The 25364-nt window shown below is 68.9% G+C and carries 21 protein-coding genes and 1 pseudogene; 12 read left to right on the top strand and 10 right to left on the bottom strand.

What is annotated here, in order from left to right:
• Positions 1-4: 4 nt before the first annotated feature.
• From ung to MC380_RS13300, 5 genes are all read left to right on the top strand, one after another.
• Positions 5-730 carry a uracil-DNA glycosylase gene (gene ung / locus MC380_RS13320; protein ID WP_242165315.1) on the top strand — a complete coding sequence of 242 codons (726 nt, stop codon included), beginning with the start codon at positions 5-7 and terminating at the stop codon, positions 728-730.
• Positions 731-843: 113 nt separating this feature from the next.
• A complete protein-coding gene (gene rpoH, locus MC380_RS13315; protein WP_242165312.1) occupies positions 844-1728 on the top strand; it encodes an RNA polymerase sigma factor RpoH in 885 nt (294 codons plus the stop codon).
• 145 nt (positions 1729-1873) lie between these two features.
• A complete protein-coding gene (locus MC380_RS13310) occupies positions 1874-2341 on the top strand; it encodes a DUF1203 domain-containing protein (protein ID WP_242165310.1) in 468 nt (155 codons plus the stop codon).
• A gap of 78 nt (positions 2342-2419) precedes the next feature.
• Positions 2420-3610, top strand: a complete 1191-nt coding sequence (locus MC380_RS13305; protein ID WP_242165308.1) for a metallophosphoesterase — start codon at positions 2420-2422, stop codon at positions 3608-3610.
• Positions 3611-3686: 76 nt separating this feature from the next.
• Entirely contained in the window at positions 3687-4415 is a 729-nt protein-coding gene (locus tag MC380_RS13300) for an NYN domain-containing protein (protein ID WP_242101829.1), read from the top strand.
• Between the two features lie 9 nt (positions 4416-4424).
• Here MC380_RS13300 and MC380_RS13295 read toward each other — a convergent pair.
• Together MC380_RS13295 and tal are read right to left on the bottom strand one after the other, a co-directional pair.
• Positions 4425-5667, bottom strand: a pseudogene (locus tag MC380_RS13295) (NAD(P)/FAD-dependent oxidoreductase); the annotation flags it as partial.
• Positions 5668-5683: 16 nt separating this feature from the next.
• Complete coding sequence (tal, locus tag MC380_RS13290; protein WP_242165304.1) at positions 5684-6631, bottom strand: transaldolase; 948 nt, start codon at positions 6629-6631, stop codon at positions 5684-5686.
• Positions 6632-6808: 177 nt separating this feature from the next.
• On the opposite strand from tal, the gene MC380_RS13285 reads away from it, so the two are divergent.
• Positions 6809-7546, top strand: a complete 738-nt coding sequence (locus MC380_RS13285; protein WP_242165302.1) for a protein-L-isoaspartate(D-aspartate) O-methyltransferase — start codon at positions 6809-6811, stop codon at positions 7544-7546.
• Between the two features lie 24 nt (positions 7547-7570).
• The gene (locus MC380_RS13280) at positions 7571-10045 is read left to right on the top strand and encodes a hypothetical protein (protein ID WP_242165300.1); all 2475 of its coding nucleotides are present in this window, start codon (positions 7571-7573) and stop codon (positions 10043-10045) included.
• A gap of 9 nt (positions 10046-10054) precedes the next feature.
• Here the strand turns inward: MC380_RS13280 and MC380_RS13275 are convergent, their stop codons facing one another.
• Positions 10055-12259 carry a primosomal protein N' gene (locus MC380_RS13275; protein ID WP_242165298.1) on the bottom strand — a complete coding sequence of 735 codons (2205 nt, stop codon included), beginning with the start codon at positions 12257-12259 and terminating at the stop codon, positions 10055-10057.
• Between the two features lie 419 nt (positions 12260-12678).
• On the opposite strand from MC380_RS13275, the gene MC380_RS13270 reads away from it, so the two are divergent.
• Complete coding sequence (locus MC380_RS13270; RefSeq protein ID WP_242101822.1) at positions 12679-13668, top strand: hypothetical protein; 990 nt, start codon at positions 12679-12681, stop codon at positions 13666-13668.
• On the top strand, positions 13658-14299 hold the full coding sequence (locus MC380_RS13265; protein WP_242101821.1) for a DUF3106 domain-containing protein: 642 nt from the start codon (positions 13658-13660) through the stop codon (positions 14297-14299). Before MC380_RS13270 ends, MC380_RS13265 begins: the two co-directional genes overlap by 11 nt.
• A 115-nt stretch (positions 14300-14414) precedes the next feature.
• Here MC380_RS13265 and MC380_RS13260 read toward each other — a convergent pair whose 3' ends face one another.
• Together MC380_RS13260 and MC380_RS13255 are read right to left on the bottom strand one after the other, a co-directional pair.
• Entirely contained in the window at positions 14415-14735 is a 321-nt protein-coding gene (locus tag MC380_RS13260; protein WP_242165296.1) for a DUF4286 family protein, read from the bottom strand.
• Complete coding sequence (locus tag MC380_RS13255; protein ID WP_242165294.1) at positions 14732-15949, bottom strand: DUF3667 domain-containing protein; 1218 nt, start codon at positions 15947-15949, stop codon at positions 14732-14734. Before MC380_RS13255 ends, MC380_RS13260 begins: the two co-directional genes overlap by 4 nt.
• 96 nt (positions 15950-16045) lie before the next feature.
• On the opposite strand from MC380_RS13255, the gene MC380_RS13250 reads away from it, so the two are divergent.
• Together MC380_RS13250 and sppA are read left to right on the top strand one after the other, a co-directional pair.
• Complete coding sequence (locus tag MC380_RS13250; protein WP_242101817.1) at positions 16046-17452, top strand: MATE family efflux transporter; 1407 nt, start codon at positions 16046-16048, stop codon at positions 17450-17452.
• Between the two features lie 62 nt (positions 17453-17514).
• On the top strand, positions 17515-19401 hold the full coding sequence (gene sppA / locus MC380_RS13245) for a signal peptide peptidase SppA (protein WP_242165292.1): 1887 nt from the start codon (positions 17515-17517) through the stop codon (positions 19399-19401).
• A gap of 103 nt (positions 19402-19504) precedes the next feature.
• Here the strand turns inward: sppA and MC380_RS13240 are convergent, their stop codons facing one another.
• Positions 19505-19738: a hypothetical protein gene (locus MC380_RS13240; protein WP_242101815.1), complete on the bottom strand. Its 234-nt coding sequence runs from the start codon at positions 19736-19738 to the stop codon at positions 19505-19507.
• Between the two features lie 76 nt (positions 19739-19814).
• Between MC380_RS13240 and MC380_RS13235 the strand changes: the two genes are divergently transcribed.
• Entirely contained in the window at positions 19815-20603 is a 789-nt protein-coding gene (locus MC380_RS13235) for an SDR family oxidoreductase (protein WP_242101814.1), read from the top strand.
• A gap of 48 nt (positions 20604-20651) precedes the next feature.
• On the opposite strand, the gene MC380_RS13230 is transcribed toward MC380_RS13235, so the two are convergent.
• The 4 genes from MC380_RS13230 to MC380_RS13215 form a co-directional block, all read right to left on the bottom strand.
• A complete protein-coding gene (locus MC380_RS13230; RefSeq protein ID WP_242101813.1) occupies positions 20652-21326 on the bottom strand; it encodes a DUF4124 domain-containing protein in 675 nt (224 codons plus the stop codon).
• Positions 21326-22015, bottom strand: coding sequence for a DUF4124 domain-containing protein (locus MC380_RS13225; protein ID WP_242101812.1), 690 nt, complete (start codon positions 22013-22015; stop codon positions 21326-21328). The genes MC380_RS13230 and MC380_RS13225 overlap by 1 nt, the downstream gene beginning before the upstream one ends.
• A gap of 115 nt (positions 22016-22130) precedes the next feature.
• Positions 22131-22694 carry a Sua5/YciO/YrdC/YwlC family protein gene (locus MC380_RS13220; protein WP_242101811.1) on the bottom strand — a complete coding sequence of 188 codons (564 nt, stop codon included), beginning with the start codon at positions 22692-22694 and terminating at the stop codon, positions 22131-22133.
• Positions 22695-22749: 55 nt separating this feature from the next.
• Positions 22750-25287, bottom strand: a complete 2538-nt coding sequence (locus MC380_RS13215; protein ID WP_242165289.1) for a DNA topoisomerase I — start codon at positions 25285-25287, stop codon at positions 22750-22752.
• Between the last annotated feature and the right edge of the window lie 77 nt (positions 25288-25364).

Here is a 25364-nt window from a genome sequence, read left to right as displayed (position 1 = left end):
CCCCATGACCGGCGCGGACCGGATCAAACTCGAACCTTCATGGAAGGCGCGCGTCGGCGACTACCTGCTGCGTGAGGACATGCAGGCGCTGTCGGCCTTCCTGCACGAGCGCAAGGCGGCGGGCGCACGCATCTTCCCGCCCGGCCCGCAGATCTTCGCCGCGCTCGACGCAACGCCCTTCGACCGGGTCAAGGTAGTGATCCTCGGCCAGGACCCGTATCACGGCTTCGGCCAGGCGCACGGGCTGTGCTTCTCGGTGCAGCCGGGCACGGCGGTGCCGCCGTCCCTGGAGAACGTCTACAAGGAGCTGCAGCGCGACCTCGGGATCCGGCCGCCCGGCCATGGCTGCCTGACCCATTGGGCCGAACAGGGGGTGCTGCTGCTCAACGCGGTGCTGACGGTCGAGGAAGGGCGCGCCGGCGCCCATCAGGGCAAGGGCTGGGAGGGTTTCACCGATGCGATCGTCGAGGCCCTCAACCGCGAGCGGGAACACCTGGTGTTCATGCTCTGGGGCAGCTACGCACAGAAAAAGGGGGCGGTGATCGACACCAGCCGGCACCGGGTGCTGCGGGCGCCGCACCCGTCTCCGCTCTCGGCCCACCGGGGTTTTATCGGCTGCGGCCATTTCTCGGCCGCGAACGAATACCTGGTCCGCAACGGCCAGACCCCGATCGACTGGGCTCTGCCCCCGGCCGCGGCCTTGACCGCGCCGGCCTCCGGCCCCACCTGAGGTTCAAGGCCGCGACACAGGCCGGGGAAGGAACGACCAGCGTTCCATGAACAGAACGCAGGGGAACTTTTGGCAGGGCCCGTAGTCACAGATGGCCTGCTAAAATCATGTCCATGAGCAAAACCACCATGCCCGAAAGCTACGCCCTGGTTGCCAACAACCTGCCCGTTCCCAGTGCCCTGGGTTCGCTCGAGGCCTATATCGGCGCCGTGCACCAGATCCCGGTGCTGTCGGTCGAGGACGAACAGGCGCTGGCCCGCCGTTACCGCGACGGGGAAGACCTCGATGCGGCGCGCGAACTGGTCCTGTCGCATCTGCGCTTCGTGGTGCATGTAGCGCGCGGCTACAGCGGCTACGGATTGCAGCTGGGCGATCTGATCCAGGAGGGCAATATTGGCCTGATGAAGGCGGTCAAGCGCTTCGACCCGTCGGTCGGCGTACGCCTGGTCAGCTTCGCGGTGCACTGGATCCGTGCCGAGATGCACGAGTTCATCCTCAAGAACTGGCGCATCGTCAAGGTCGCCACCACCAAGGCGCAGCGCAAGCTGTTCTTCAACCTGCGCAAGAGCAAGACCCGGCTGGGCTGGCTGAACGCCGAGGAAGTGCGCGCGGTCGCCGCGGACCTCAACGTGTCCGAACGCGAAGTGCTGGAAATGGAATCGCGCCTGTCCGGTCGTGACATCGGCTTCGATGCGCCCGCCGACGAGGACGACGATCATGCCCCGCCGTCGCCGGCCGCGTACCTGGTCGCGCCCGCGGAAGATCCGTCGCAGGCCTACGAGCGTACCGACAGCGAAGATCATCAGCTCGAACTGCTGCGCGAAGGCCTGTCGCAGCTCGATGCCCGCTCGCGCGACATCATCAAGCGCCGCTGGCTGGACGCCGACAGCAAGATCACGCTGCAGGAACTGGCCGACGAATACGGCGTGTCGGCCGAGCGCATCCGCCAGGTCGAGGCCAATGCGCTGAAGAAGATGAAGGCGCTGTTCGCGGCCTGATCGCGCGCAACGCAGAAGACGAAACGGCCCGGGCAACCGGGCCGTTTTCTTTGCGCCGCTGTTCCCTGCGCGACAGCGCAGGAATCGGATATCGCCACCCGGTGGGCCTGGCTAACTTGCGGGCATTCCCATTCGGAGCACCCACATGGACTACCGCATCAAGGGCCTGCCGCTGGCGCCCTTCCAGCCGCTGTTCGGCCTGGACGAAACCGAACTCGCCGCTCGAGGGATCGTGCGCATGGTCGCCGACAGCAAACCCGGCTATCCATGCCGCATCACGCTGGAAGACGCGGAACCGGGAGAATCGTTGTTGCTGCTCAACTGGCGGCATCAGGACGCGGACACGCCATATCGTGCCGACGGGCCGATCTTCGTGCGCGAGACGGCGACGCAAGCGCGCGAACTGCGCAACGCCGTGCCGCAACAGCAGCTCGAACGCCTGCTGTCGGTGCGCGCGTACGACGCGCAGGGCTGGATGCATGACGCCGACGTTCTGCAGGGCACTGAACTGGAAGCGGCCATCGAGCGCTTCTTCGCCGACGCGCGCATCGACTATCTGCACGTCCACAACGCGCGGCGTGGCTGCTACGCGTGCCGGATCGAACGCGCCTGAGCGCGCGGCGGCCACGGCGGCGCATTGACACCCAAGTCGTTATGCTGGCTTGAACCCAGCTGCCGGGCGTGGAGCGCCATGCTGCGAACGCTGAGATGGCTGGCATCGTTGACGCTCGTGGCGATCGCGCTGGTGCTCGCCGCGGTGGTGTTCGGTGGCCGCGATCCGGGCTGGAACGGCACGGTGCTGCTGCGCTGGGATCCGGAGCGACGCGCGCTGGAGTGGATGCAGCGGCCGAGCATGGCGCAGGATGGGCCGTACGTGTTCCGCGACGCGCACGGCTATGCCGTGGTCGAAACCGTCCCGTCTGGCACCGACTGGCGTTTGCAGATGCGGCGCTTGCCCGCACATCCGCTGCCGGTGATCACGGTGCGCGTGGACAATGCGGCGGACACCCGCTTCGATGTGCCCTTGCGCCCACCCGCCCGCGCGCAACGCGCCGACGAACCGGGCAATCCGCCCAAGCTGCTGATGCTCTCGGACATGGAAGGCCAGTTCGACTGCTTCGTCGCGCTGCTGCGCGCACAGGGAGCGATCGACGCGGGGCTGCACTGGGCGTACGGACGCAACCACATCGCCCTGGTTGGCGATCTGGTCGACCGCGGCGAACAGGTCGTGCCGCTGCTATGGCTGGTCTATCGGCTGGAAGGCGAAGCCGAGCGCGCCGGCGGCCGCGTGCACTATGTCCTGGGCAACCACGAGCTGATGGGCCTGGCCGGCAATATGGAGTCCTGGCCGGAACGCATGCGCGCCACCGCGCAGGCACTCGATGGCGGCAGCAAGCGGATGTTTTCCGGCGAATCCGTGCTCGGCCAATGGCTGCGCAGCAAGCCGGTGATCGCGCGCGTCGGCGATCACCTGCTCGCGCACGGCGGCGTCAGTGCGGATTTCCTGCGCGCCGACCTGTCGGTGGATGCGGCCAACGCGCTCGCGCGTCCGCATCTGGAAAGGCGACGGGTGTTGATGCCGGCGCAGGTTCAGGCGGTACTGGGTCGCGCTGGCGTCACCCGCTACCGCGGCCTCGCCAAGGCCGACGCGCAGCTCGAGGACGATCCGGTCGCACATCTGCGCCAGGTCGCGCGTCGCTATGGCGTGCAGCGCCTGGCGATCGGCCACACGATTGCCCCGGACATCGTCCTGCAACATCGCGGCCTGCTGCTGCGCCTGGACGTGCACCACAAGACCCAGGTGCCGCAGGCCGCGCTGTACGAGGACGGGCGGCTCTGGCGCGTCCATGCCGACGGCAGACCACCGGTGCGGTTGCATTGATCGACGCGTCCCGACTGGACGATCCGGCACGGGCGTGCGAGCGTGTAGTGGGTCCGATCGCAAACGAGAACAAGCCATGGCTGAACTCGAACACAGCATCGCGCTGCTGATCGACGCGGATAACGCACCCGCGGACAAGATCGAGGTGATCCTGGCCGAGGTGGCGCGCCACGGCACCGCGCACGTGCGGCGCGCCTACGGCAACTGGACTAAGCCTAACCTGAAGAAATGGGAGGCGATGCTGCATCCCTATGCGATCCAGCCGATCCAGCTTTACGACTACAGCAAGGGCAAGAACGCCTCGGACATCGCGATGGTGATCGACGCGATGGACCTGCTCGCCTCCGAGCGCATGCAGGCCTTCGCCATCGTGTCCAGCGATGCCGACTTCACGCCCCTGGTGATGCGGCTGCGCAGCGCCGGGCGCAAGGTTTACGGCTTCGGCGAATCCAAGACGCCCGAACCGTTCGTCAACGCCTGCTCGCAGTTCACCTACGTCGAGGCGCTGGGCGTACCCCCGGCCGCCGAGAATGCGCAGGCGACCGAGGTCGCGCCGGTGGATGTGAAGAAGTTGCGCAGCGACACCCGGCTGGTGAACATGCTGCGCAGCGCGATCGAATCCGAATCCGACGACGACGGCTGGGCCAACCTCGGTGCGGTCGGCAAGCAGGTGCGCAACCAGGCGTCGTTCGACTCGCGCAACTACGGTTACGCCAAACTGGTGCAACTGGTCGAGGCGATCGGACTGTTCGAGACCCGGCGCGAAGGCCAGGTGGTCAAGGTCCGCGACAAGCGCAAGACCTAGCGCGGTGGGTTAGCGCCCGACGATGATTCGCGCGTTGCGCTGATAGGTCCAGTACGCCACCGCCCAGTCCAGCAGCACTACCGCGCGATTGCGGAATCCGATCAGGAAGAAGATGTGCGCCGCCAGCCAGAAGGCCCAGGCGGGAAAACCGGAGAAGCGCAGGCCGTGCAGATCCACGATCGCCGCGCGGCGGCCGATGGTGGCCAGGTTGCCGAAGTCGCGGTAGCGGAACGGCGTTGCGGCTCGGTCGGACAGGCGCGCACGGATGGCGCGCGCGACATGCTTGCCCATCTGCTTGGCCGCTGGCGCGACGCCGGGCACCGGTTTGCCGTCGCTGTGCACGCTGGCCAGATCGCCGGCGACGAAGATGCGCGGGTGCCCGGGCACGCTCAGATCGGGATCCACCGCGACCCGCCCTGCACGATCCAGCGGCACCCCCAGCGATTGCGCCAGGGGCGAGGCTGCCACGCCCGCCGCCCACAGCACGGTGCGCGCGGCGATGCTCGTTTCGCCGACGGTCACGCCTTCGGCATCGATCGCGGTGACCGGCTGGCCGGTATGCACGCTCACGCCCAGCCGTTCGAGCTGGCGCTGCGCGCGCTGCGAAAGCGATTCGGGGAATGTCGACAGGATCCGTGGCCCGGCTTCGATCAACAGCACGCGCGCCCGCCGCGGATCGATGTTGCGGAACTCGCGGCGCAGGGTATGGCGCGCGATCTCGGCGAGCGTGCCGGCCAGCTCCACGCCGGTTGGGCCGCCGCCGACGATGGCGAAACTGAGCAGCGCGCGTTGCGCCGCGGTATCGGTTTCGGCTTCGGCACGTTCGAAGGCGGACAGCAGCCGGCGCCGGATCAGCAGCGCGTCGTCGAGCGTTTTCAGTCCCGGCGCGTGCACCGCCCATTCGTCGTGTCCGAAGTAGGCATGGTTGGCGCCGGTGGCCAGCAGCAGGTAGTCGTAGCCGATCGATGTGCCGTTCGCGAGCCGGACGCATTGGCCGACGGTGTCTACCCGTTCGGCTTCACCCATCAGCACGGTGACGTTCTCCTGCCCGCGCAGGATGTGACGAAGGGGCGCGGCGATGTCCGGCGCCGACAGTCCGGCCGTGGCGACCTGGTACAGCAGTGGCTGGAACAGATGGTGGTTGCCGCGATCGAGCAGGGTGATGCGCACAGGCGCGTCGGCCAGGGCGCGCGCCGCCCACAAGCCGCCGAATCCGCCGCCGACGATCAGCAGGTGCTGGCGCTTGCCGCGGATCGCCGCTGCCGGCATCAGCCGATCCGTTCGCGCAGCAGTTCTTCCAGCTTGACCTGGTCAGCGGCGAACTTGCGGATGCCATCGGCGAGCTTGTCGGTGGCCATGGCGTCCTCGTTGTGCTGCCAGCGAAAGCCGGCTTCCGCGAGCGCGGCGGGAGGCGTGGCGCGCGCGCCTGCATCCACCAGGGCGCGCGTCACCTGGCCTTCGGCCTGCGCCAGTTCGCCGAGCAGATCGGGCGAAATGGTCAACCGGTCGCAGCCGGCCAGCGCCAGGATCTGGCCGGTGTTGCGGAAGCTGGCGCCCATGACCACCGTGTCGTAGCCGTGCTGCTTGTAGTAGCGCCAGATGCGCAGCACCGACTGCACGCCCGGATCGTCCTGGGGCGTGGCCGGCCTGGCCATGCCGTTGGCCAGGTGCCAGTCGAGGATCCGGCCGACGAAGGGCGAGATCAGGAACACGCCGGCCTCGGCGCAGGCCACGGCCTGCGCGAACGAGAACAGCAGGGTCAGGTTGCAGTGGATACCGTCGCGCTCGAGCCGCTCCGCGGCGCGAATCCCTTCCCAGGTCGCGGCCACCTTGATCAGCAGGCGCTCGGTGCCGATCCCCGCCTCCTGGTACAGCTCGACCAGCCGCTGCGCCTTGGCGATGGTGGCTTGGGTATCGAAGCTCAGGCGCGCATCGACTTCGGTGGAGACGCGGCCAGGGATCAGCTTGAGGATCTCGCCACCGACGGCGACCGCCAGCCGGTCCGACGCATCGGCCAGTCGCGCGTCGCCCGTGCCTTGCGCCTGCGCGGTGGCCGCGTCGACCAGCGACGCGTAGGCCGGCAGCGCCGCCGCCTTGAGCAGCAGCGAAGGATTGGTGGTGGCATCTAGCGGCTGGAAACGGGCAATGGCTTCGATATCGCCGGTATCGGCGACGACCGAAGACAGGCGCCGCAGTTGTTCGAGCTGGTTGGGCATGGCGTGCGGGTGTGGGAGGCGGGAACGCGATTGTCGCGCAAGTCGCCGCCACGCTGGAGCATCGCGTGTGTCGTGTCGCGCTCCGGGACCGGACAGCTCATGCCGGCCGTTCCTGCAAGGCGGCGCGTGGCAGGCCGTTTGCGCAACGGTCACATCCCGGCGACTAGGCTCGCCGGCATGCGAGGCGCGGGCATCGTGCGGAGTGTGTTGGCGGCGTGGGGCTGCGTCGCTGCGTTGGCGCTGGTGGCGCCAGCGCGGGCGCAGAGCGCACCCGATCACTACGCCGCCGCGCGACGCGCGCTGGTGGCGGAATTGCGCGCGGAGCACGATCCGCGGCTGGATCCGGCTGCGCTGGATCTGCTGGCGAAGGTGCCGCGGCACGCGTTCGTGCCCGCCGCGCAGCGCGCGGCCGCCTACGAAAACCGGCCGCTGGCGATCGGTTACGGCCAGACCATTTCGCAGCCCTATATCGTCGCGTTGATGACGTCGCTGGCGAAGCCGCAACGTGATCAGAAGATCCTCGAGATCGGGACCGGCTCGGGCTACCAGGCGGCGGTGCTGGCCGAAGCCGGCGCGCAGGTGTATTCGGTCGAGATCATCGAGCCGTTGGGACGCGCCGCGGCGCGCCGCCTGCAGGCGCAGGGCTACCGCAACGTGCACACGCGAATCGGCGACGGCTATTACGGATGGCAGGAACACGCGCCGTTCGATGCGATCGTGGTCACCGCAGCGGCCTCGTCGGTGCCGCCGCCGCTCATCGCCCACTTGCGCCCGGGTGGGCGCATGGTGATCCCGGTGGGCGGCAGTTTCTTCACCCAGACGCTGATGCTGATCGAGAAACAGGCCGATGGCCGCGTGCGTTCGCGGCAGCTGATGCCGGTGCGGTTCGTGCCGCTGACGCGGGCGACGGACTAGCCTCTGGCTTTCGCGGCAGCGCGCATGCCCGGCAATATCGCCAGCGTCGCGCATCGGGCCACGTGGCGGCTCGCATTCGCGATCGCGCTGGTCTCCGCCGCGGCCCTGGCTTATCAGCTGCTGCTGATGCGCTGGCTGGCGGTGGCGCACTGGTCGCCGTTCGCGGCCATGATCATTTCGCTCGCGCTGCTCGGCCACGGCGCCAGCGGCACCTGGCTGAGCCTGTGGCCGGCCGCGCGCGAACGATTCGACTGGCTGTTTCCGGTTTGCGCGCTGCTGTTCGCGCTGACGTCCGTGGCCGCGCTGGCAGTGGCGCGCGCGATTCCGTTCAATGGCCTGGAACTGGTCTGGAATCCGCAGCAGCTCGGCTGGCTGGCGGCGCTGTATCTGGTGCTGGCGCTGCCGTTCGGGTTCGCGGCCAGCTGCTTCGGCCTGGCATTCGCGCGTCACGGCTCGCGGATTCCCGCGCTATACGGCGCAGACCTGATCGGTGCCGGGATGGGCGCGGTAGCGGCGGCCGGGCTGGCATGGTGGCCAGTGGAGCGCGGCCTGGTGCTGGCAGCGCTGGGCGGCGCGCTCGCCGCGGTGGTGTCCGCGCCGCGGGTCCGGACCGCGACGACAGCGGCGGCCATCGCGATCCTGGGGCTGCTGCTGGTACTGCCAAGCAGCACCGTCGCCCCGCCGGTCAACGAGTTCAAAGGCCTGGCGAAGGCGCTGCTGCTGCCGGGTGCACACGTGATCGCGCAGCGGCATGGGCCGTACGGCTGGCTTGCCGTGGTGGCGAGCCCACAGGTGCCGCTGCGGCAGGCGCCTGGCCTGAGTCTGTCGAATGTGCAGGAGCCGCCGCCGCAGCTGGGCGTGTTCACCGACGGCGATGCGCTCAGCCCGATCGTCCGCGTCGGCCGCGATCCGGGTGCGCTCGCCTACCTGGAGCGCATGACCTCGGCCCTGCCGTACCGCATGCGACCGCGGGCTGCCGTCCTGATCCTCGGCGCGGGCGGCGGCCAGGACCTGCTGCAAGCGCTGTCGCTCGGCGCGCACCGGGTCGATGTGGTCGAAGTCGATCCGCAGCGTCTGGCGCTGTTGCGCGACACGTTCGATGCATGGGCCGGACGCCCTTACCACGACTCTCGCGTGCGCACCCACGTGGCCGAACCGCGCGCCTGGGCACGAGCCACGCGCACGCGCCATGACCTGATCGTGCTGGGCAATACGGATTCGCTGACCGGCGGCGGCGCCGGCGCGCAGGCGGCCGCCGAGCAGTACGTGCTGACGGTGCAGGCGTGGGGCGACATGTACGCGCGGCTCGGCCCCGGCGGCCTGCTTGCACTCACGCGCTACGCCAAGCAGCCGCCGCGCGACGAACTCAAGCTGTTCGCCACCGCGGTGGCCGCGTTGCGCGCTCAAGGCGTGCGTACGCCGGGCGCTCAACTGGCCATGATCCGTGGCTGGGATGCGAGCACGTTGCTGATCAAGCGCGGTGCGTTCGAAGCCGTGGAGCTGCAGGCCTTGCGTAACTTCGCCGATACGCACGGTTTCGACCTGGCGTATCTCCCTGGCATGCGGCCGGACGAAGCCAACCGTTACAACGCGCTCGATCGCGATCACCTGTCCGAAGGTGCACACGCCCTGGTATCGCCACGCGCGTCCGCCTACCTGCGCGATTACAAGTTTGCGATCGCACCGGCCACCGATGACCGCCCGTACTTCGGCGACTTCTTCCGCTGGCGCAGCCTGCCGGAACTGTGGCGGCTGCGCGCACAGGGCGGTGCGGTGTTGCTGGATACCGGGTATGTGCTGGTCCTGGCGGCGCTGGCGCAGGCCGTGCCGCTGGCGTTGCTGTTGATCGTCTTGCCGTTGTTCGCGCTCAGGCGCAGCGCTGTCCGCCCGGCTTCGCCGGAGCTGCGCCCAGGGCGGCTCGCCGCCTATTTCATCGGCCTGGGGCTGGCGTTCCTGATCGTGGAGATCGCGAGCCTGTCGCGCCTGGTGTTGCTGGTCGGACATCCGCTGGTCGCCGCAACAACCGGCCTGGCTGGATTCCTGTTTTGCGCCGGACTCGGCAGCCTGTATGCGCAGCGTTGGCTATCGCGTCTGGACAGCGACGCCGCCATCGCACGCGCGACCGGCTGGGCGGTCGCCGCGATCGCGCTGGGTCTGGCCTGGCAGCTGCTCGCCTTCGAAGCCAGCTTCGCATTCGGTGCGGGCTGGCCGGTCGCCGTGCGCGCGCTGCTGGGCCTGGCCGGCATCGCGCCGCTGGCGTTCGCGATGGGCCTGCCGTTTCCGCTCGGCCTTTCGCGGGTCGCGCGCGCCGCGCCGGACTGGGTGCCGTGGGCGTGGGCGCTCAATGGCTTCGCCTCGGTGGTGGCTGCGCTCGCGGCAGTGCTGCTGGGCATGGCGATCGGTCTGCGCGCGAGCCTGCTGTGCGCGATCTCGCTCTACGCCTTCGCCGCATGGGTATGGCGTGCACCCGCGGCGGCGACTCGCACGCACCCTGCCTAGTCATCCTGTTCAGTACAGGTCGACCGGATCCACATCCAGCGACCAGCGGGTCCTGCGTGCTTCCGGCAGCGCATGCAGTGCAGGCATGGCCAGGCCCAGTCGCGTCTGCAAAGCCCTGCGCGATGCGGAAGACAGCAGCAGCTGGGCACGATGCAGGCCGGCGCGTCGGGGCATCGGCGCGGGGAAGGGGCCGTCGACCGACACGCTGTCTTCGCCGGCAAGGGCCTGCCGCGCCGCATGCAGAAACGCCATCGGCGCGTCGGCGTGTCTGGCCTCCGCGCGCAGCAAGGCCAAGTGCGCGAACGGCGGCAGGTCCGCCGCGGCGCGTTCGGCCAGCTCGGCATCGGCGAAGGCGTGGTAGCCGCCGGCGATCAGGGTCTGCAGCATCGGGTGTTCGGGGTGGTGGGTCTGCAGCAGGACCTCGCCCGCACGCGCCGCGCGCCCGGCGCGACCGGCCACCTGGATCAGCAGCTGCGCGAGTTTCTCGCGCGCGCGGAAGTCGGCGGAAAACAGGCCCTCGTCCACCCCGACCACGCAGACCAGGGTCAGATTCGCCAGGTCGTGACCCTTGGCCAGCATCTGGGTGCCGACGAGGATCCCCGGCGTATCGCCGAGCTTGGCCAGCGCCTGCTCCAGTGCGTCCTTGCGTCGGGTGCTGGCGCTGTCGATCCGCAGCACGGGGACCTGCGCGAACCGTTCCGCCAACAATTCTTCCAGCCGCTCGGTGCCCACGCCCTGCGGCTGCAACGCCAGGCTGGCGCAGTCGGGGCAGGCATCGGGCCGGATCTGACGCGCGCCGCAGTGATGACACTGCAGCCGGCGGCCGGCCGCATGCACGGTCATCGGCCGGCCGTGCTCGGGCGTGCTGCAGCGCCTGCACTGCGCGCTCCAGCCGCAGTCGTGGCATAGCAGCACCGGCGCGTAGCCGCGGCGGTTCTTGAACACCAGCACTTGGCCGCCGGCGTCGAGCGCGGCGCGCATCGCGTCCAGCGCCTGCGGCGACAGCCCCGCCTGCAGCGGTCGCTTGCGCACGTCGACCACGCGCACCTGCGGCGGTCGGGCCGCGCCCGCGCGGCGGGTGAGACGCAGATGGCGGTACCGGCCCTCATTGGCGTTGTGCAGGGATTCCAGCGACGGCGTGGCGCTGCCCAGCACCACCGCGACGTCCAGCGCCTTGCCGCGCACCAGGGCGAAATCGCGGGCGTGATAACGGATACCGTCCTGCTGCTTGTAGCTGGTGTCGTGCTCCTCGTCGACCACGATCAGGCCCGCCTCGGGCAGCGGCGTGAACACCGCCGAACGCGTGCCCACGACCACGCGCGCCTCGCCACGCCACGCGGCGGTCCAGACGCGTGCGCGTTCGCCATCGCTCAGCCCGGAATGGCTGGCGTGCACCGCCACGCCCAGGCGCGCGCGGAACCGCGCCAGCAGCTGCGGCGTCAGGCCGATCTCGGGCACCAGGACCAATGCCTGCCTTCCGCGCGCCAGGCAAGCGGCGATCGCCTGCAGATAGACCTCGGTCTTGCCGCTGCCGGTAACCCCATCGAGCAGGAACGGGGCGAAACCGCTCGCCTTATCGATGCCGTCGACGGCGGCGCGCTGTTCCGCGTTCGGGGCGAAGCCGGACGCGAGCGAGTCGCCCACCCCACGCATCTGGACGACACTAGCCACCCGCTCGACCAGCCCGCGCTTCGCCAATGCACGGGCGCCGATGCGCCAGTCGTCGATGGCCTGGTCCAGTGCGTCCTCGTCGCGATCGCCGGAATGCAGCAGCTCGGCCAGCCGGCGCGGACGCGTGCCCTTGCGCAGCCCGGCAAGCGCGGTGGCACCGGCTTCGGTCAGACGCCACGCCCAGGTGCGGGTATCGGGCAGCGGCTCGCCGCGTCGCAGCGCCGCTGGCAGCGCCGTGGCATACACCTCGCCCGCGGGTGCGTGGGTGTATCGCGCGAGCCACCGTAGCGAAGCCAGCAGCTCACCATCGAGCAAGGGCACATCGTCGCAGAGCGCCTGCGCCTGCCGGAGCTCGGCCGCATGCGGATCCGCCGCGCCGAGGCTGTCGACCACGCCAATCAGTTCGCGCGTCCCCAACGGCACCCGTACGCGCTGTCCGGGCAATACGCGCGCGGCCTCGACGCCGGGCGGCGGCGCGTAGTCGAACAGCCAGGGCAGCGGCAGCGGCAACGCGACCTTGAGCACGAGAGCAGACGCAGACATCGCCGCAGTCTAGCGAGCCGTCACGCCGCCGCCGCCGCACCCGCAGTTGCGCGCGCTTGTTGTGCGCGCGCCGATGAAACGGCCGCAAGTCGTTAGCCGTGAAGGAGTTTTGGCCTTATCCACACCGAATGTGGATAACTCTGTGCATGCAATCCCGGTCGCGATTCGAAAATGCCTAGAAATTGGCTGCGGACGCGAATTGGCGAAAAAACAGCCAAATCCGGATAATCCTTTTCAATCAGTCATTTACCTGTGGAACATCGGCGGGTTCGCGCACCATCTTGACAAGCCGGGCGGCTCCGTGACAGCGGAGTGACGGCTGTGTACAACGGTTTCGCTGGCGCCATTCCCGCTAGCCGGGTCTTGGCGCGATGCACTGGCCGCGCTGGCTATCATGCGGCGGTGAGAATGCCCTGCCGATGACCGATTTCCCCCTGTCCGACGCCGACGCGCCGGCCGCCCTGACTGCTTTCCTGCGCGGCATCGAACGCCGAGGGGCGGTCTTCGCCGAGCTGCTGGTGGGCGATGCGCTGCGCGCCGAACAGGCCTTCGCCGTCGCCCTGCGCCAGTTCCGCGACCACGCCCTCGCGCAGCCATTCGCGCACTGGTCGCGGCTGTTCTGGCGCACCCTGCTCGCCTCGCCGAAACTGCGTGCACCTGCGCCGGCGTCACGCTGGGAGGGGCCGTTCGCTGCGCTGGCGCCCATCGGTGGGGGCCAGCGCGCGGCGCTATTGCTGCGCCTGGTGGCCGGTCTTACCGACGCCGACGCCGCCGCGGCCCTGGGCATCGCGCCACCCACCTACCGGTTGGCCCTGCGGCAGGCCCTGCCGCACCGGGAGGACGGTAGCGCCGATCCGGAAGCCTGGCGGGCGTTGGCCGAGGCGGTACAGCAGGCGATCCGGGCGCTTCCCGCCGAACGCCTCGCGCATCTTGCGCGGCTGCGCCAGGCCGCGGTGCAGGGTCGCCGGCCGGAACTGATCGGCCCGCTGCACGTGCCGGCTCCGGAAGCCGAACCGGAACACGCGCCGCCACGGCACCGGCGCCTGCGCGCACTGCTTTGGGCGGGCGTGGCCGCGTGCGGGGTCGGCCTGACCGTGACCTTCCTGTGGCCGCCCGGCTGGAGCGGTGAAGGCGGCGATCCGGGCATCCGGATACGGCCGCTCGGGCCGGTCCAGTCGCCCGCGGCGCGATTCGACGCGGCGACGGCACTGCTCACCGAGCGAGATTTCGAAGTGCTCGCCGCCGGGCCGCTCGCGCCGCCGTTGGACGATCCCGCCTTCTATGCCTGGTATGCCGCCAGCCAGGGCGGCGAGATCGGCGCGCCGGATCCGGAGGCGGAGATGGGCGAAGCAGAGACAAGCGCGCCATCGACGGCACCACAGCCGCCGGAGAGCATCGATGCGCCGTAGCCGCACTCTGCTCGGCTGGGCCGTCGTTGTGCTCTCGCTCTGCACCGGCGGCGTGATCGCGCAGGCGCTGCCCGGCGCGCTGCAGGAACAGGTGGCGTCGCTGCCGTCCGCGCAGCGCGACCTGCTGTACCGGCGCGCGGCGAGTCTGCAGGCGATGACGGCGCAGCAGCGGCAGCAGTTCGAACGGCGCCTGGCCGAATGGAACACCCTGGGTGAAGCCGAGCGCCGCGAGCGCCGCGAGCGGTGGCAGGCCTGGCAGGCACTCCCGGTCAGCGAACGCGCGCAGCTGCAGGCGGCCGCGAGGGCATTCGCCGCACTACCGGTGCAGGCCCAGCTCGATCTGCGCGCGCGTTACGCGCGGCTGGACGAGAGCCAGCGGCATGGTTGGCTGCTCGGCCCGGGGATCGGAGTGCACTGGCAACGGCTGCAGCCGCTGCTGATGCAGGTGCCGGCCGAGCAGCGCCTGCCGCTGCTGTCCGCACTGCGCGCGATGACGCCCCAGCAACGCGAGGCGCTGGGCGTGCTGGCCCAGCGCACACCGCCGCAGACGCGCAATCGCCTGCGCAGCGAACTGCTGGCGGTACCGGCCGCCAACCGCGGATCCTGGCTGATGGAGCAGCTGGACCGCTGATCATCGGCACCGCACCGCACCGCACCGCTTGCGGTTGCGCGCTATGAGCAAAGAGACATTGGCCCGAATGGAAACATTCCGGTAAGTGGGCGTCCGGAAATCGCCGCCCCCTGAGTCAATTGCTTTCGCGCAGGACCCGACGGCTCGCGCGGAAACGGTCGCCGAAGCGTGCCGCGCCTTCGTTACGCATCCGCGCTGCGTGATCGCGCAGGTAATCCGCGAGCGCCGTGGCATCGCGCAGGCGGTAATGCACGCAGTACGTGACGCGTCCCGCTGCCACCGGCTCGAGCACATCGAACACCTGGGCCGAGAGGAATCCGGGAAGCGCCAGCATCTCCGCGATGTGTTGGTGCAGCCATGCGTGGTATTCATCGGCGATGGCGCTCTCGAGATCCACGCTGACCTCGTAGATGACGCCCTGCGCCGTTGCGCTCACGACGAGATCCCGATCAGGGCGGCGTACAGCGTGGCGAAGCTCACCAGCAACATGTAGACGGTGCCGATCACCACGTAGCGCAACACGGTGGTGAACCAGCCGCCGCGATACACGCGTTTTTGCATGAGCAGCAGGTAGATCGGCATCCAGATCCAGATCGCGGCATAACCCAGGCCTGTGAACCAGGCCGGAGCACCGGCATTGCTGGCAGCCGAGAGCATGAACAGGGCCAGCAGCATCAGCAGCAGGAAGCCGTGGCTGTACAACGCCACCACCAGATGTTCCAGATAGGTGCGGCCGGAGCCCAGATAAAGCACCTTCAACAGCAGCGCGAACAGCGGCATCAGCAGGAACAGCGCGGTGGGGATGGCGCCCAGGAATTGCTGGAACAGGCGCTCGCCGTTGCGATCGGCGTCCTTGATGTTCTCGCAGCCCCTGCCGATGCGTGCGTTGAGCCAGCGGTTGGCGAAGCCGGGCATCCAGGCCGCTTTCACCGGATTGGTCTTGGCGTCGAACGGCCGCTCATTGAACCGGCATACCCACGATGAATCGTCGTCCTCCTGCGCCAGCGGCGATACGGTCACCTTCGCGGGAGCCACGTTGTCAGCCGGTGTCGTGCCCCGGTCGGTCGCGTCGGCAGGCGCTTGCGCTTTCGCGGCCTGTTCGCGCAGCTCGGCGATGCGGGACGCGGCCTCGCCCTGGATACGCACGCGCGCGGCGATCAGGGCCGGGTTCGCGCCCGGAGTCTTCGCGGCCGCCTGTTCGGCTTTTTCGATCGGGGCTAGCAGACGGTCGCGGATCTGCTCGACTTCGGCGATGGTCTGCGCGCGCCCGATCTCGGCCTCCACGCCTTCCATGCGCACGCCTTCGCCGACGTTCAGGACCAGCTTGCCGATGAAGAAGGTGAGCAGACTGAGGATCACGAACAGGCGCAGCGGCGGGATGTAGCGCACCCGATGTCCGGCCAGATAGTTGATGGCCACGCGCCCGGGTACGAACAGCTGGCGCAGGGTGCGGAAGATGCGGCCGTCCAGGTGCCAGAACGACTCGAACACCTCCTCGATCGCGTGGCCGACGTGTTCGAGCGGATTGTGCGCGGACTGCCCGCACTGGTGGCAGTAATCGCCCTGCAGCACGGTTGCGCAATTCTCGCAGCGCGCGACATGCGCTGCAGGATCGTCGCCAGCTTCGACCGGAAGGGTGGATTCGCTCATCGTGTGGATCGAAAGCTGCGCGAGGCAGCGGGTAAGATACGCGCCTGCCGCGACCCGGCGCCAGCGCGCACGCTCCGATGCGCCGCCGCAGTCGTGATGGCCTTCATTATGTCCTCCGCCTCTCCGCAGCCCCGGCGCTTCCGCGATGAAGTGCGCACCACCGCCGTGCTGGCCGCGCCGCTGGCCGCCGCGCACGTGTCCAGCGGCCTGATCGGCTTCGTCGACAGCGTGATCGCCGGTCGCCACGGCACCGCTACGCTCGCCGGCGTATCGGTCGGCACCGCATTGTTCTGGCTGCCGATGATGATCCCGATGGGCACGTTGATGGCGCTGCCGCCGCTGGTCTCGCGGCTCGACGGTGCCGGCCGCCGTGCCGAAATCGGCCAGCAGTTCCGCCAGGCACTGTGGTTGGCGGCGATGCTGGGCGTGGCCATGTTCGCCTTCCTCAGCGTGGCGCCGTACGGGCTGGCCTGGCTCGGGATCGCGCCGGAGATCCGGCCGGCGGCGACCGAGTTCCTGCGCGGAATCCGCTGGGGCATCCCTGCATTCACCCTGTATCTGTGCATGCGCTATCTCAGCGATGGACTGCACTGGACCCTGCCGAGCATGGTGCTTGGCTTCGGTGGCCTGCTGGTGCTGGCGCCCACCGGATACGTGCTGACCTTCGGCATGTTCGGCCTTCCCGAGCTCGGTGCGCTGGGGCTGGGCGCGGCGTCGGCCATGATGATGTGGGCACAGGCGCTGTGCTTCGCGCTGTACCTGTGGAAGGCCAGGCGCTTCGCCGACCTGCGCCTATTCGCGCATGCCGAAGCCCCGCGCTGGGCGACCATCCGCGAGCTGCTGAAGACCGGCCTGCCGATCGGCGTCACCGTGGCGATGGAAGGCGGGCTGTTCATCGCCACGGCCCTGCTGATCGGGCGCCTGGGTCCGGTGCCTTCGGCGGCGCATCAGATTGCGATCAATGTCGCCAGCCTGAGCTTCATGATTCCGTTCGGGCTGGCCGAAGCCACCACGGTACGCGTCGGCCATGCGCTGGGGCGCGCCGATCGCGACGGCCTGCGGCGCGCCGCGTTCGCCGGTTATGCCCTGCTGCTGGTAACGCAGTCGATCGCGGCCGGGGTGATGCTGCTGGGCAATGACGCCATCGTCGCGCTGTACACACATGACGCGGCAGTGGCGGCGCTGGCGGCGTCGCTGCTGCTGTTCGCCGCTGCGTTCCAGTTTCCCGATGGCGTCCAGGTGATGTCGGCAGGCGCGCTGCGCGGGATCAAGGACACCCGCGTGCCGATGCTGCTCGCGGCGCTGGCCTACTGGGGCATCGGCATGCCGGTGGGCGCGGGCCTGGGGCTGGCCCTGGGCTATGGTCCGCAGGGGATGTGGACCGGCCTGATCGCCGGCCTGCTGGTCGCCGCCGTGCTGATGGCGGGCCGCTTCTTGCGCAGCAGCCGGCGCGTCCCCATGGTGGCGGGAGCGGCGCAGGTCATGGTGACCAACGACGCATGAAACCCTTACGTCCGCCCGGCTAAGCTGCGGACAACCCCCGGCGCTTGCGCCACGGAGCACAGATGAACGAACCCCGCCGCCGCGGTCCGATCGCCCGCTTCTTCCAGGGGCTGTGGGACGCGATGAACTTCACCCGCCGGCTGGCATTCAACCTGCTGTTCTTCGGGTTCGTCCTGCTGCTGCTGGCCGTGATCGGGGCCGGCGATCGCGCCAGGCCGTTGCTTGGCCGTACCACCCTGGTGATCGCGCCCGAAGGCGCGCTGGTGGAACAGTATTCCTGCGACGCGATCAGTCGCGGGCTGTCCCAGGCGACCGGCGGCGAGGACTGCAAGGAAGTGCAGCTGCGCGATCTGCTGCGCGGGCTCGATGCCGCGCGCACCGACAAGCGCATCGAACGCGTGCTGTTGCGCACCGACCGGATGCGGTTCTCCGGCTACGCATCGCTGCGTGAGGTTGCCGATGCCATCGCCAGGGTCCGCGCGTCCGGCAAGCAGGTGGTGGCCTTTGGCGAAAGCTTCGACCAGGCCCAGTACCTGCTGGCGGCGCAGGCCAACGAGGTCTACCTCGATCCGATGGGCGGGATCCTGCTCGAAGGCCTGGGCCGCTACCGCCAGTACTATCGCGAGGGATTGCAGGACAAGCTTGGCGTCGACATTCACCTGTTCAAGGTGGGCGAATACAAGTCCGCGGCCGAGCCTTATGTGCTCGACGCGGCCTCGCCTGAAGCCAAGGAAGCCGACCTGTTCTGGATGAACGACGTGTGGCAGCGTTATCTGGGCGATGTCGCCAGGTTGCGCAAATCCACCCCGCAGTCGCTTGCGGCCGACATCGATGCGCTTCCCGCCGAACTCATCGCCGCCAACGGCGATCTTGCGCGCTACGCCCAGTCCAAGCGACTGGTGGACGGACTCAAGACCCAGGAGGAGGTCGAAACCCTGCTCGCGCAGCGGGGCGTCGCCGACGAGGATTCGGAGACCGGATTCCGGGCCGTGGACCTGGGCGGCTACCTCAAGCACGTCGATGGCGCGCTGCAGGCGGTCGACGAGCGTCCGCAGGTGGCCATCGTGGTGGCCGAGGGCGAGATCACCGGCGGCGAGCAGCCGCCCGGCACGATCGGTGGCGAATCCACCGCCGCCCTGCTGCGCGATGCGCGCGACGACGAGAAGGTGAAATCGGTGGTGCTGCGGGTCGATTCGCCGGGCGGGGAAGTGTTCGCGTCCGAGCAGATCCGGCGCGAAGTTGTCGCCCTGAAGCAGGCGGGAAAGCCGGTCGTGGTGTCGATGGGCGACCTGGCTGCGTCGGGTGGCTACTGGATCAGCATGAATGCCGATCGCATCTATGCCGATCCGTCGACGATCACCGGTTCGATCGGCATCTTCGGCGTGTTCCCCACCGCGCCGCGTGCGCTCGACAAGATCGGCGTGCATACCGATGGTGTCGGCACCACGCGCCTGGCCGGTGCATTCGACATCACCCGGCCGCTGGCGCCGGAAGTTGGCCAGGTGATCCAGGCGGTGATCGACAAGGGCTATCGCGACTTCACCGGCCGCGTCGCCCAGGCGCGCAAGCGCAGCGTGCAGCAGATCGACGCGATCGCACGCGGACGCGTGTGGAGCGGCGCGCAGGCGCGCGAGCGCGGTCTGGTCGACGCCTTCGGCGGGCTGGACGATGCCATCGTGGACGCCGCGCAACGCGCCAAGCTGGGCAAGCCCGATGCGTATCGCGTGCGCTACGTCGAGAAGGCCGCCACGCCGTTCGAGCGGTTCTTCAGCCGCTTCGCCTCCAGCCGCATGGGCGCGCACTGGCTGCGCGATGCGTCCTGGCTGCAGATATTGGCCGCCAAGGCCTCGCCGCACACCGCACGCGACCTGAAATTCCTGCAGTCCGCGCTCGAGACAACGCCCGGCAGGCCGGTCAAGGCGCTGGCCTATTGCTTCTGCGGATTCTGATGCAGGGCGGGTCTCGACCCGCCTTTGTTCGCTTGTCGATTATTCCGATGGCGGGTCAAGGCCCGCCCTACGCTCGCTTACTCCCTACGCGAGCAGGACTCCGCTAGCCGCCGGTGGCGGCGTCGATCGCCGCGCGCTGCGCCTCGGCGGCCTTCTGCACGTCGGCATCCGCCTGCCTGGCCCGTTCGATCGGTTGCTGGACCGCGTCGCGCAGCTCCGAACGTTGCGCCTGCGGTTCGGGAGGTTGTTCTTTGTCCGGCGGTTGCGGCTTGCCGCATGCGCCCAGTGCGATGAGCAAGGCGCAGGCCAGCGCGATCGACTTGCGGTGGTGATGCATGGCGGCGTCCTCCCTGCGGGCGCGGCCACCCGCGGCGCTATGCTACGCCGATCGACCTGCACGGGATGACCTGGCCATGGATCCGCAGCGCTGGCGCCTCGACGGCCAACTCGCCCTGGTCACCGGCGGCAGTGCGGGCATCGGCCGTGCGATCGCACGCGAACTGCTGGGCTTCGGCGCCGCCGTACTGATCGTGGCGCGGGATGCGACCGGTCTCGAGAACGCGCGCGACGAGCTGGCCGATGAACTTCCCGACGCGGATGTGCGCGGTTTCGTCGCCGACGTCGCCGACGACGAGCAGCGCCGCGAAGTCCTCGACTGGGTCGAGGACATCTGCGAAACCCGCGGCGAAGGCCTCAACATCCTGGTCAACAACGCCGGCGGCAACCTCACCAAGCCGACCACCGACTACGGCGAGGACGAGTGGCGCGAGATCTTCGAGGTCAACCTGTTCAGCGCCTTCGAGCTGTGCCGTTACGCCTACCCGCTGCTGACCAAACATGCGGCCTCGAGCATCGTCAACATCGGCAGCGTGTCGGGCGAGATCCACGTGCGTTCCGGTACACCCTACGGCATGACCAAGGCTGCACTGCACCAGATGACCCGCAACCTGGCGGTGGAATGGGCCGAGGACGGCGTGCGTGTGAACTGCGTCGCGCCCTGGTACATCCGCACCCGCCGCACATCGACCAAGCTAGCCGACCCCGACTATCTAGACGAGGTGCTGCTGCGCACCCCGATGGGTCGCATCGGCGAACCAGAAGAAGTCGCCGCCGCCGTCGCCTTCCTGTGCCTGCCCGCCGCCAGCTACATCACCGGCGAATGCCTGGCGGTGGACGGCGGCTTCTTGCGGTACGGGTTCTGACATCGTGCGCGAGGACTGCGCCCGGAGTCGTTGTCAAGCGACACATCGCTACTGATTGCAGGTGGTTTCCGCGACCACGCGGGCGATGCGTTCGTACTCGGCCTTCAGCGCGTCCGCGCTGTCGGCGCGGGCGAAGGTCCAGGCGGCCTGGGCTTCGTTGACCCGCTTGCGCCATGCGGGGCAGGCGGCGCCGTCGGGAATGCGCTGGCACTGGTCGTAGACCATCGTGCAGGCCTGGCCAGCGCCCAGCTGTTGCGAGCCGTCGATGCCGACCGTTTCCACGCGCACGCAGCGCGGTTTGGGGTCCGGCGTGTCGCTGAGATAGCTGTCGTTTTCGACCGTGTTGCATTGGTACAAGGGTGGGGGTGGCAGCCGTTCGCCGGGGCGTGTCTGCGCTGCTGGCAGCGGCAGCACCGGACTGACAGGCGCCAACGTGTCGACTGCGTTCGATGGAATGGCTTGATCCGCTTGCGGCCGGCTCGGGGCGGCGGGCATCTGCACGATCTCCGCTGGCGGCGACGGCAGCGGAACCGGGAATGGCGCGGCCGTGGCGGCCGCTTCCACGACGCGCTTTTCCTGCCGCTGGCCCTTGGGGCAGGGCGTGTCGTTCTGCAGGGTGACCACGCCGCGCGCGTCGGTGCAGCGATACAGGACCACGGCCTGCTGGGCCATCGCGTCGGTGCTGGTCGACAGCACAAGGAACAGCAGCCACCACATCCGCATCAGCGTCCTCCGCAATCGGTAGCCAGGCGCGCATTGATCGCGCGTTCCTCACGTTCCAGCACCGCGCGTTCGGACGGTTGTCCGTTGAAGAACAGGCGGCGCACTTCGTCGCGCCGGTCGATCAGGCGTTCGCAGACTTCCTGCTGCGGCAGCGCATGGCAGGCATCGCGCACCCAGGTGCCGGCGCCGTACGCGGCGATGGTCGGCACCACGCGGCGGGTTACGCCACCGCTGCGATAGTCGGCCGCCCAGCGGCCGTCGCGATAGCGAATGCTGCCGCCACCTGGGGTGTACATGTCGCGCTCGGCGAGCACCGGATAGTCCAGCGCCCAGAGCGGCATCCAGCGCGGATTGCCCTCGGGCGATTCGCTGGTGTAGCGGCTGCCGTCCGGGGTCACGCATTCGTACATCGGCCGCGGCGTGTTCACGTAGATCACGCGGGTGGGTTGCGGATCGTAGGAAGCGGGAGCTTCGACACGCACCGGTTCGAGCCGCTGTGGCCGGGGCGGGTCGACCGGACGCACCATCTCCCGCGTCGTCTGCTGGACGCCTGAAGGGCAGGGCGAATCGCGCAGTTCCACCTTGCCGCGCGCATCGGTGCAGCGATAGATGGTGACGCCCTCGGCGGCGCCCGCCGGAACCACCCAGCAGGCGCAGCACAGGGCGATCAGGAAGCGAAACGCGGCCATGCGCGCATCTTGCGCCAGCACCCGTCGCAGGCAAAGCGAAAACGCGGGCGGCAGGCGAGCGACGTTCGTCCGGATTCAGGATGCAGGTCGCGAGCAGGAGATCAGCGCGTCGCGCTCAGGAACGCAGCACCTGGCCGGTGCGCGCGTCGCGGATCGCGGTCGGGCGTTCGAGGCCGCCGGTGTCGCCTTCGACCACGCCGTCGATTGCCTGCAGCAAGGCGGGATCGAAGTCCGCCAGGGCGACCGGTGGCGGCGCACCGGCGGGGTTGGCGCTGGTCGAGACTAGTGCGCCCCCGAACGCCCTGCACAGCGCGATGACGGTGGAATGCGCGCTCACGCGCACGGCGATGGAGTCGTGGTCGCCGGTCAGCCAGCGCGGTGTGGCTGCGTCGGCGGGCACGATCCAGGTGTGGGGGCCGGGCCAGGAGGCGAGGACCTCGGCAAGCGCGGCTTCGGGCAGGGCGCCAAAGTCGACATAGGGCTTCAGGTCCTCCACATGCGCGGCGATCAGGATCAGGCCCTTGCCGATGTCGCGCTGCTTGATCTGCAGCAGGCGCAGCACGGCCGCCTCATTGCGCGGGTCGCAGCCCAGCCCCCAGACCGCTTCGGTGGGATAGGCGATCACCCCGCCGCGCCGCAGGAGCGCGGCGGCTGGGGCCACATTGAAATGACCCGGCATGGCGCGATCCTAGGGCGCGCGCCGGCCAAGCCGGATCGACGTGGCCGTCGCCCGCCTAGAACGGCGCATCGTCCTTGGCCTGCTTCACCACGCGCTTCTTGCCCGGTTCGATCACCTTGGCCGGCGTGACCAGTGGCTTGGCCGGTTCCGGATGCGGACTGACATAGGCCTTTTTCGCCGTGCGCTTGGTCGTGGCCTTTTTCGCAGTCGTCTTGCCGGCGGCTTTCTTCGCCGGCGCCTTCGCGGCTTTCTTTGCGGGCGCCGCCTTCTTCGCAGCCGCCTTCTTCGCACCGAAGCCGCGTCGCGCCGGCTTGCCGGTTTCCTGCAGCAGGCGGGTGACTTCCTCCAGGGTCAGCGATGCGGGCTCGCGATCCTTGGGGATCTTGCCGTTGAGCTTGCCGTCGCTGATGTAGGGGCCGTAACGGCCGTTGAGCACCTGGATGTCGCTGCCGTCCCATTCCTTGATGATCCGGTTGCGCGCGATCTCTTCCTTCTCGTCGACCAGAAAGATCGCCCGCGCCAGATCGATCGTGTAGGGATCGTCTTCCTTCTTCAGCGAGGCATAGCTGCTGCCGCGCTTGGCGAACGGGCCGAAGCGGCCGATGCCGACGCTGACTTCCTCGCCGCCGGACTCGCCCAGCTTGCGCGGCAGCCGGAACAGCCCCAGTGCGTCTTCCAGCGAGATCGTGTGCATCGACTGGCCCGGATGCAGGCTGGCGAAGGTCGGCTTGTCCTCGTCTTCGGCGGTGCCGATCTGCGCGTACGGACCGTAACGTCCCAGGCGCACGCTGACCGGCTTGCCGGACTTGGGATCGGTGCCGAGTTCGCGCGCGCCGGTGGCCTCGGAACGGTCGACGCTCTCGGTCTTCTCATCGACGAGCTCCTTGAACGGCCCCCAGAACTTTTCCATCAGCGGCACCCAGTCTTCCTCGCCGCGGCTGACCGCGTCGAGATCGTCCTCGAGCTTGGCCGTGAAGTCGTAGTCGACGTAGCGGGTGAAGTGTCCAGTGAGGAACTTCGACACCGCGCGGCCCACGTCGCTGGGCCGGAAGCTGCGGCCTTCCATCTCCACGTACTTGCGGAACAGCAGGGTCTGGATGATCGAGGCGTAAGTCGACGGACGGCCGATCCCGTACTCCTCCAGCGCCTTGACCAGCGCCGCTTCGGTGAAGCGCGGCGGCGGCTGGGTGAAATGCTGGTCTGCGTGGATGCGATCGAGCGGCACGCGCTCGCCCGGCTTCATCAGCGGCAGCTTGCGACCCTCGTCCTCGTCGTCCGCGGTCTTGGTGTCCTTGCCTTCCTCGTACACGGCCAGGAACCCGGGCGCGATGATCGTGGTGCCGCTGGCGCGGAAGCTGTGTTCGCTGCCGGCGGCCAGGTCCACGGTCACGGTGTTGAGCGTGGCCGGAACCATCTGGCTGGCGACCGCGCGCTTCCAGATCAGGTCGTAGAGCTTGCGCTCGTCGTCGGTGAGATGGCGCGCGACCTGCGCCGGCGTGCGCAGCGCGGAGGTGGGGCGCACCGCTTCGTGCGCTTCCTGCGCGTTCTTCGACTTGGTCTGGTAGAAGTTGGGCTTGTCCGGCAGCGACTGGGTGCCGAAGTCGCGCGCGATCACGTCGCGGATTTCGCCCAGCGCTTCCGACGACAGGCTGACCGAATCGGTACGCATGTAGCTGATCAGGCCGACCGTACCTTCCTCGCCGATGTTGACGCCCTCGTACAGCTTCTGCGCCACCTGCATGGTGCGCTTGGTGGTGAAGCCGAGCTTGCGCGAGGCTTCCTGCTGCAGGGTGGAGGTGGTGAACGGCGGCGACGGACGGCGCTTGCGTTCCTTGCTGGCGACGTCGGTGACGTGCAGCGCGCCCTTGGCGGCATCGACGATGCGTCGGCGCGCGTCTTCCGCGGTGTCGCCATCGGTGACGGTGAACTGCTCGAACTTCTTGCCGTCGAGCTTGGTGAGCTTGGCCGTAAACGGCTGCGAAGCGTGCGCGAGTTCGGCTTCGATGCTCCAGTACTCGCGCGCGATGAAGGCCTCGATCTCCTCCTCGCGCTCCACGATCATGCGCAGGGCGGGGGACTGCACGCGGCCCGCGGACAGGCCGCGCTGGACCTTGCGCCACAGCACCGGCGAGAGGTTGAAGCCGACCAGGTAATCGAGCGCGCGCCGTGCCTGCTGCGCGTCGACCAGGTCGGCGGCGATCGCGCGCGGCTTGGCCATGGCCTCCTTGATCGCGCGCGGAGTGATCTCGGTGAACACGACCCGCTGCAGGGTCTTGTCCTTGAGCAGACCGCGCTCCTTCAGGATCTCGGCGATATGCCAACTGATCGCCTCGCCTTCGCGATCCGGGTCGGTCGCCAGGAAGATGCCAGTGGCCGCCTTGGCCGCCTTGGCGATCGCCTCCACGTGCTTCTGGTTCTTCTCGATCAGCGTGTAGTCCATGGCGAAGCCGCGCTCGGGATCCACCGCCCCTTCCTTGGGCACCAGATCGCGGACATGGCCGTAGGAAGCCAGGACCTGGAAATCCTTGCCGAGGTATTTGTTGATCGTCTTGGCCTTGGCGGGCGATTCGACGATGAGCAGGTTCTTGGCCATGGGGGAAGCGATCCGGGCGCGCACGCGGCGACGCAAAAGAGCCGGCAGAGATGGCAACGCCCGGGGCCGGCGGCCAC

Source organism: Lysobacter sp. M15 (assembly GCF_022662515.1).
Lineage (GTDB): Bacteria > Pseudomonadota > Gammaproteobacteria > Xanthomonadales > Xanthomonadaceae > JAKPBU01.
The sequence above is the reverse complement of the archived record's forward strand: the minus strand, read 5'-3'. Positions and strand labels throughout refer to the sequence as shown.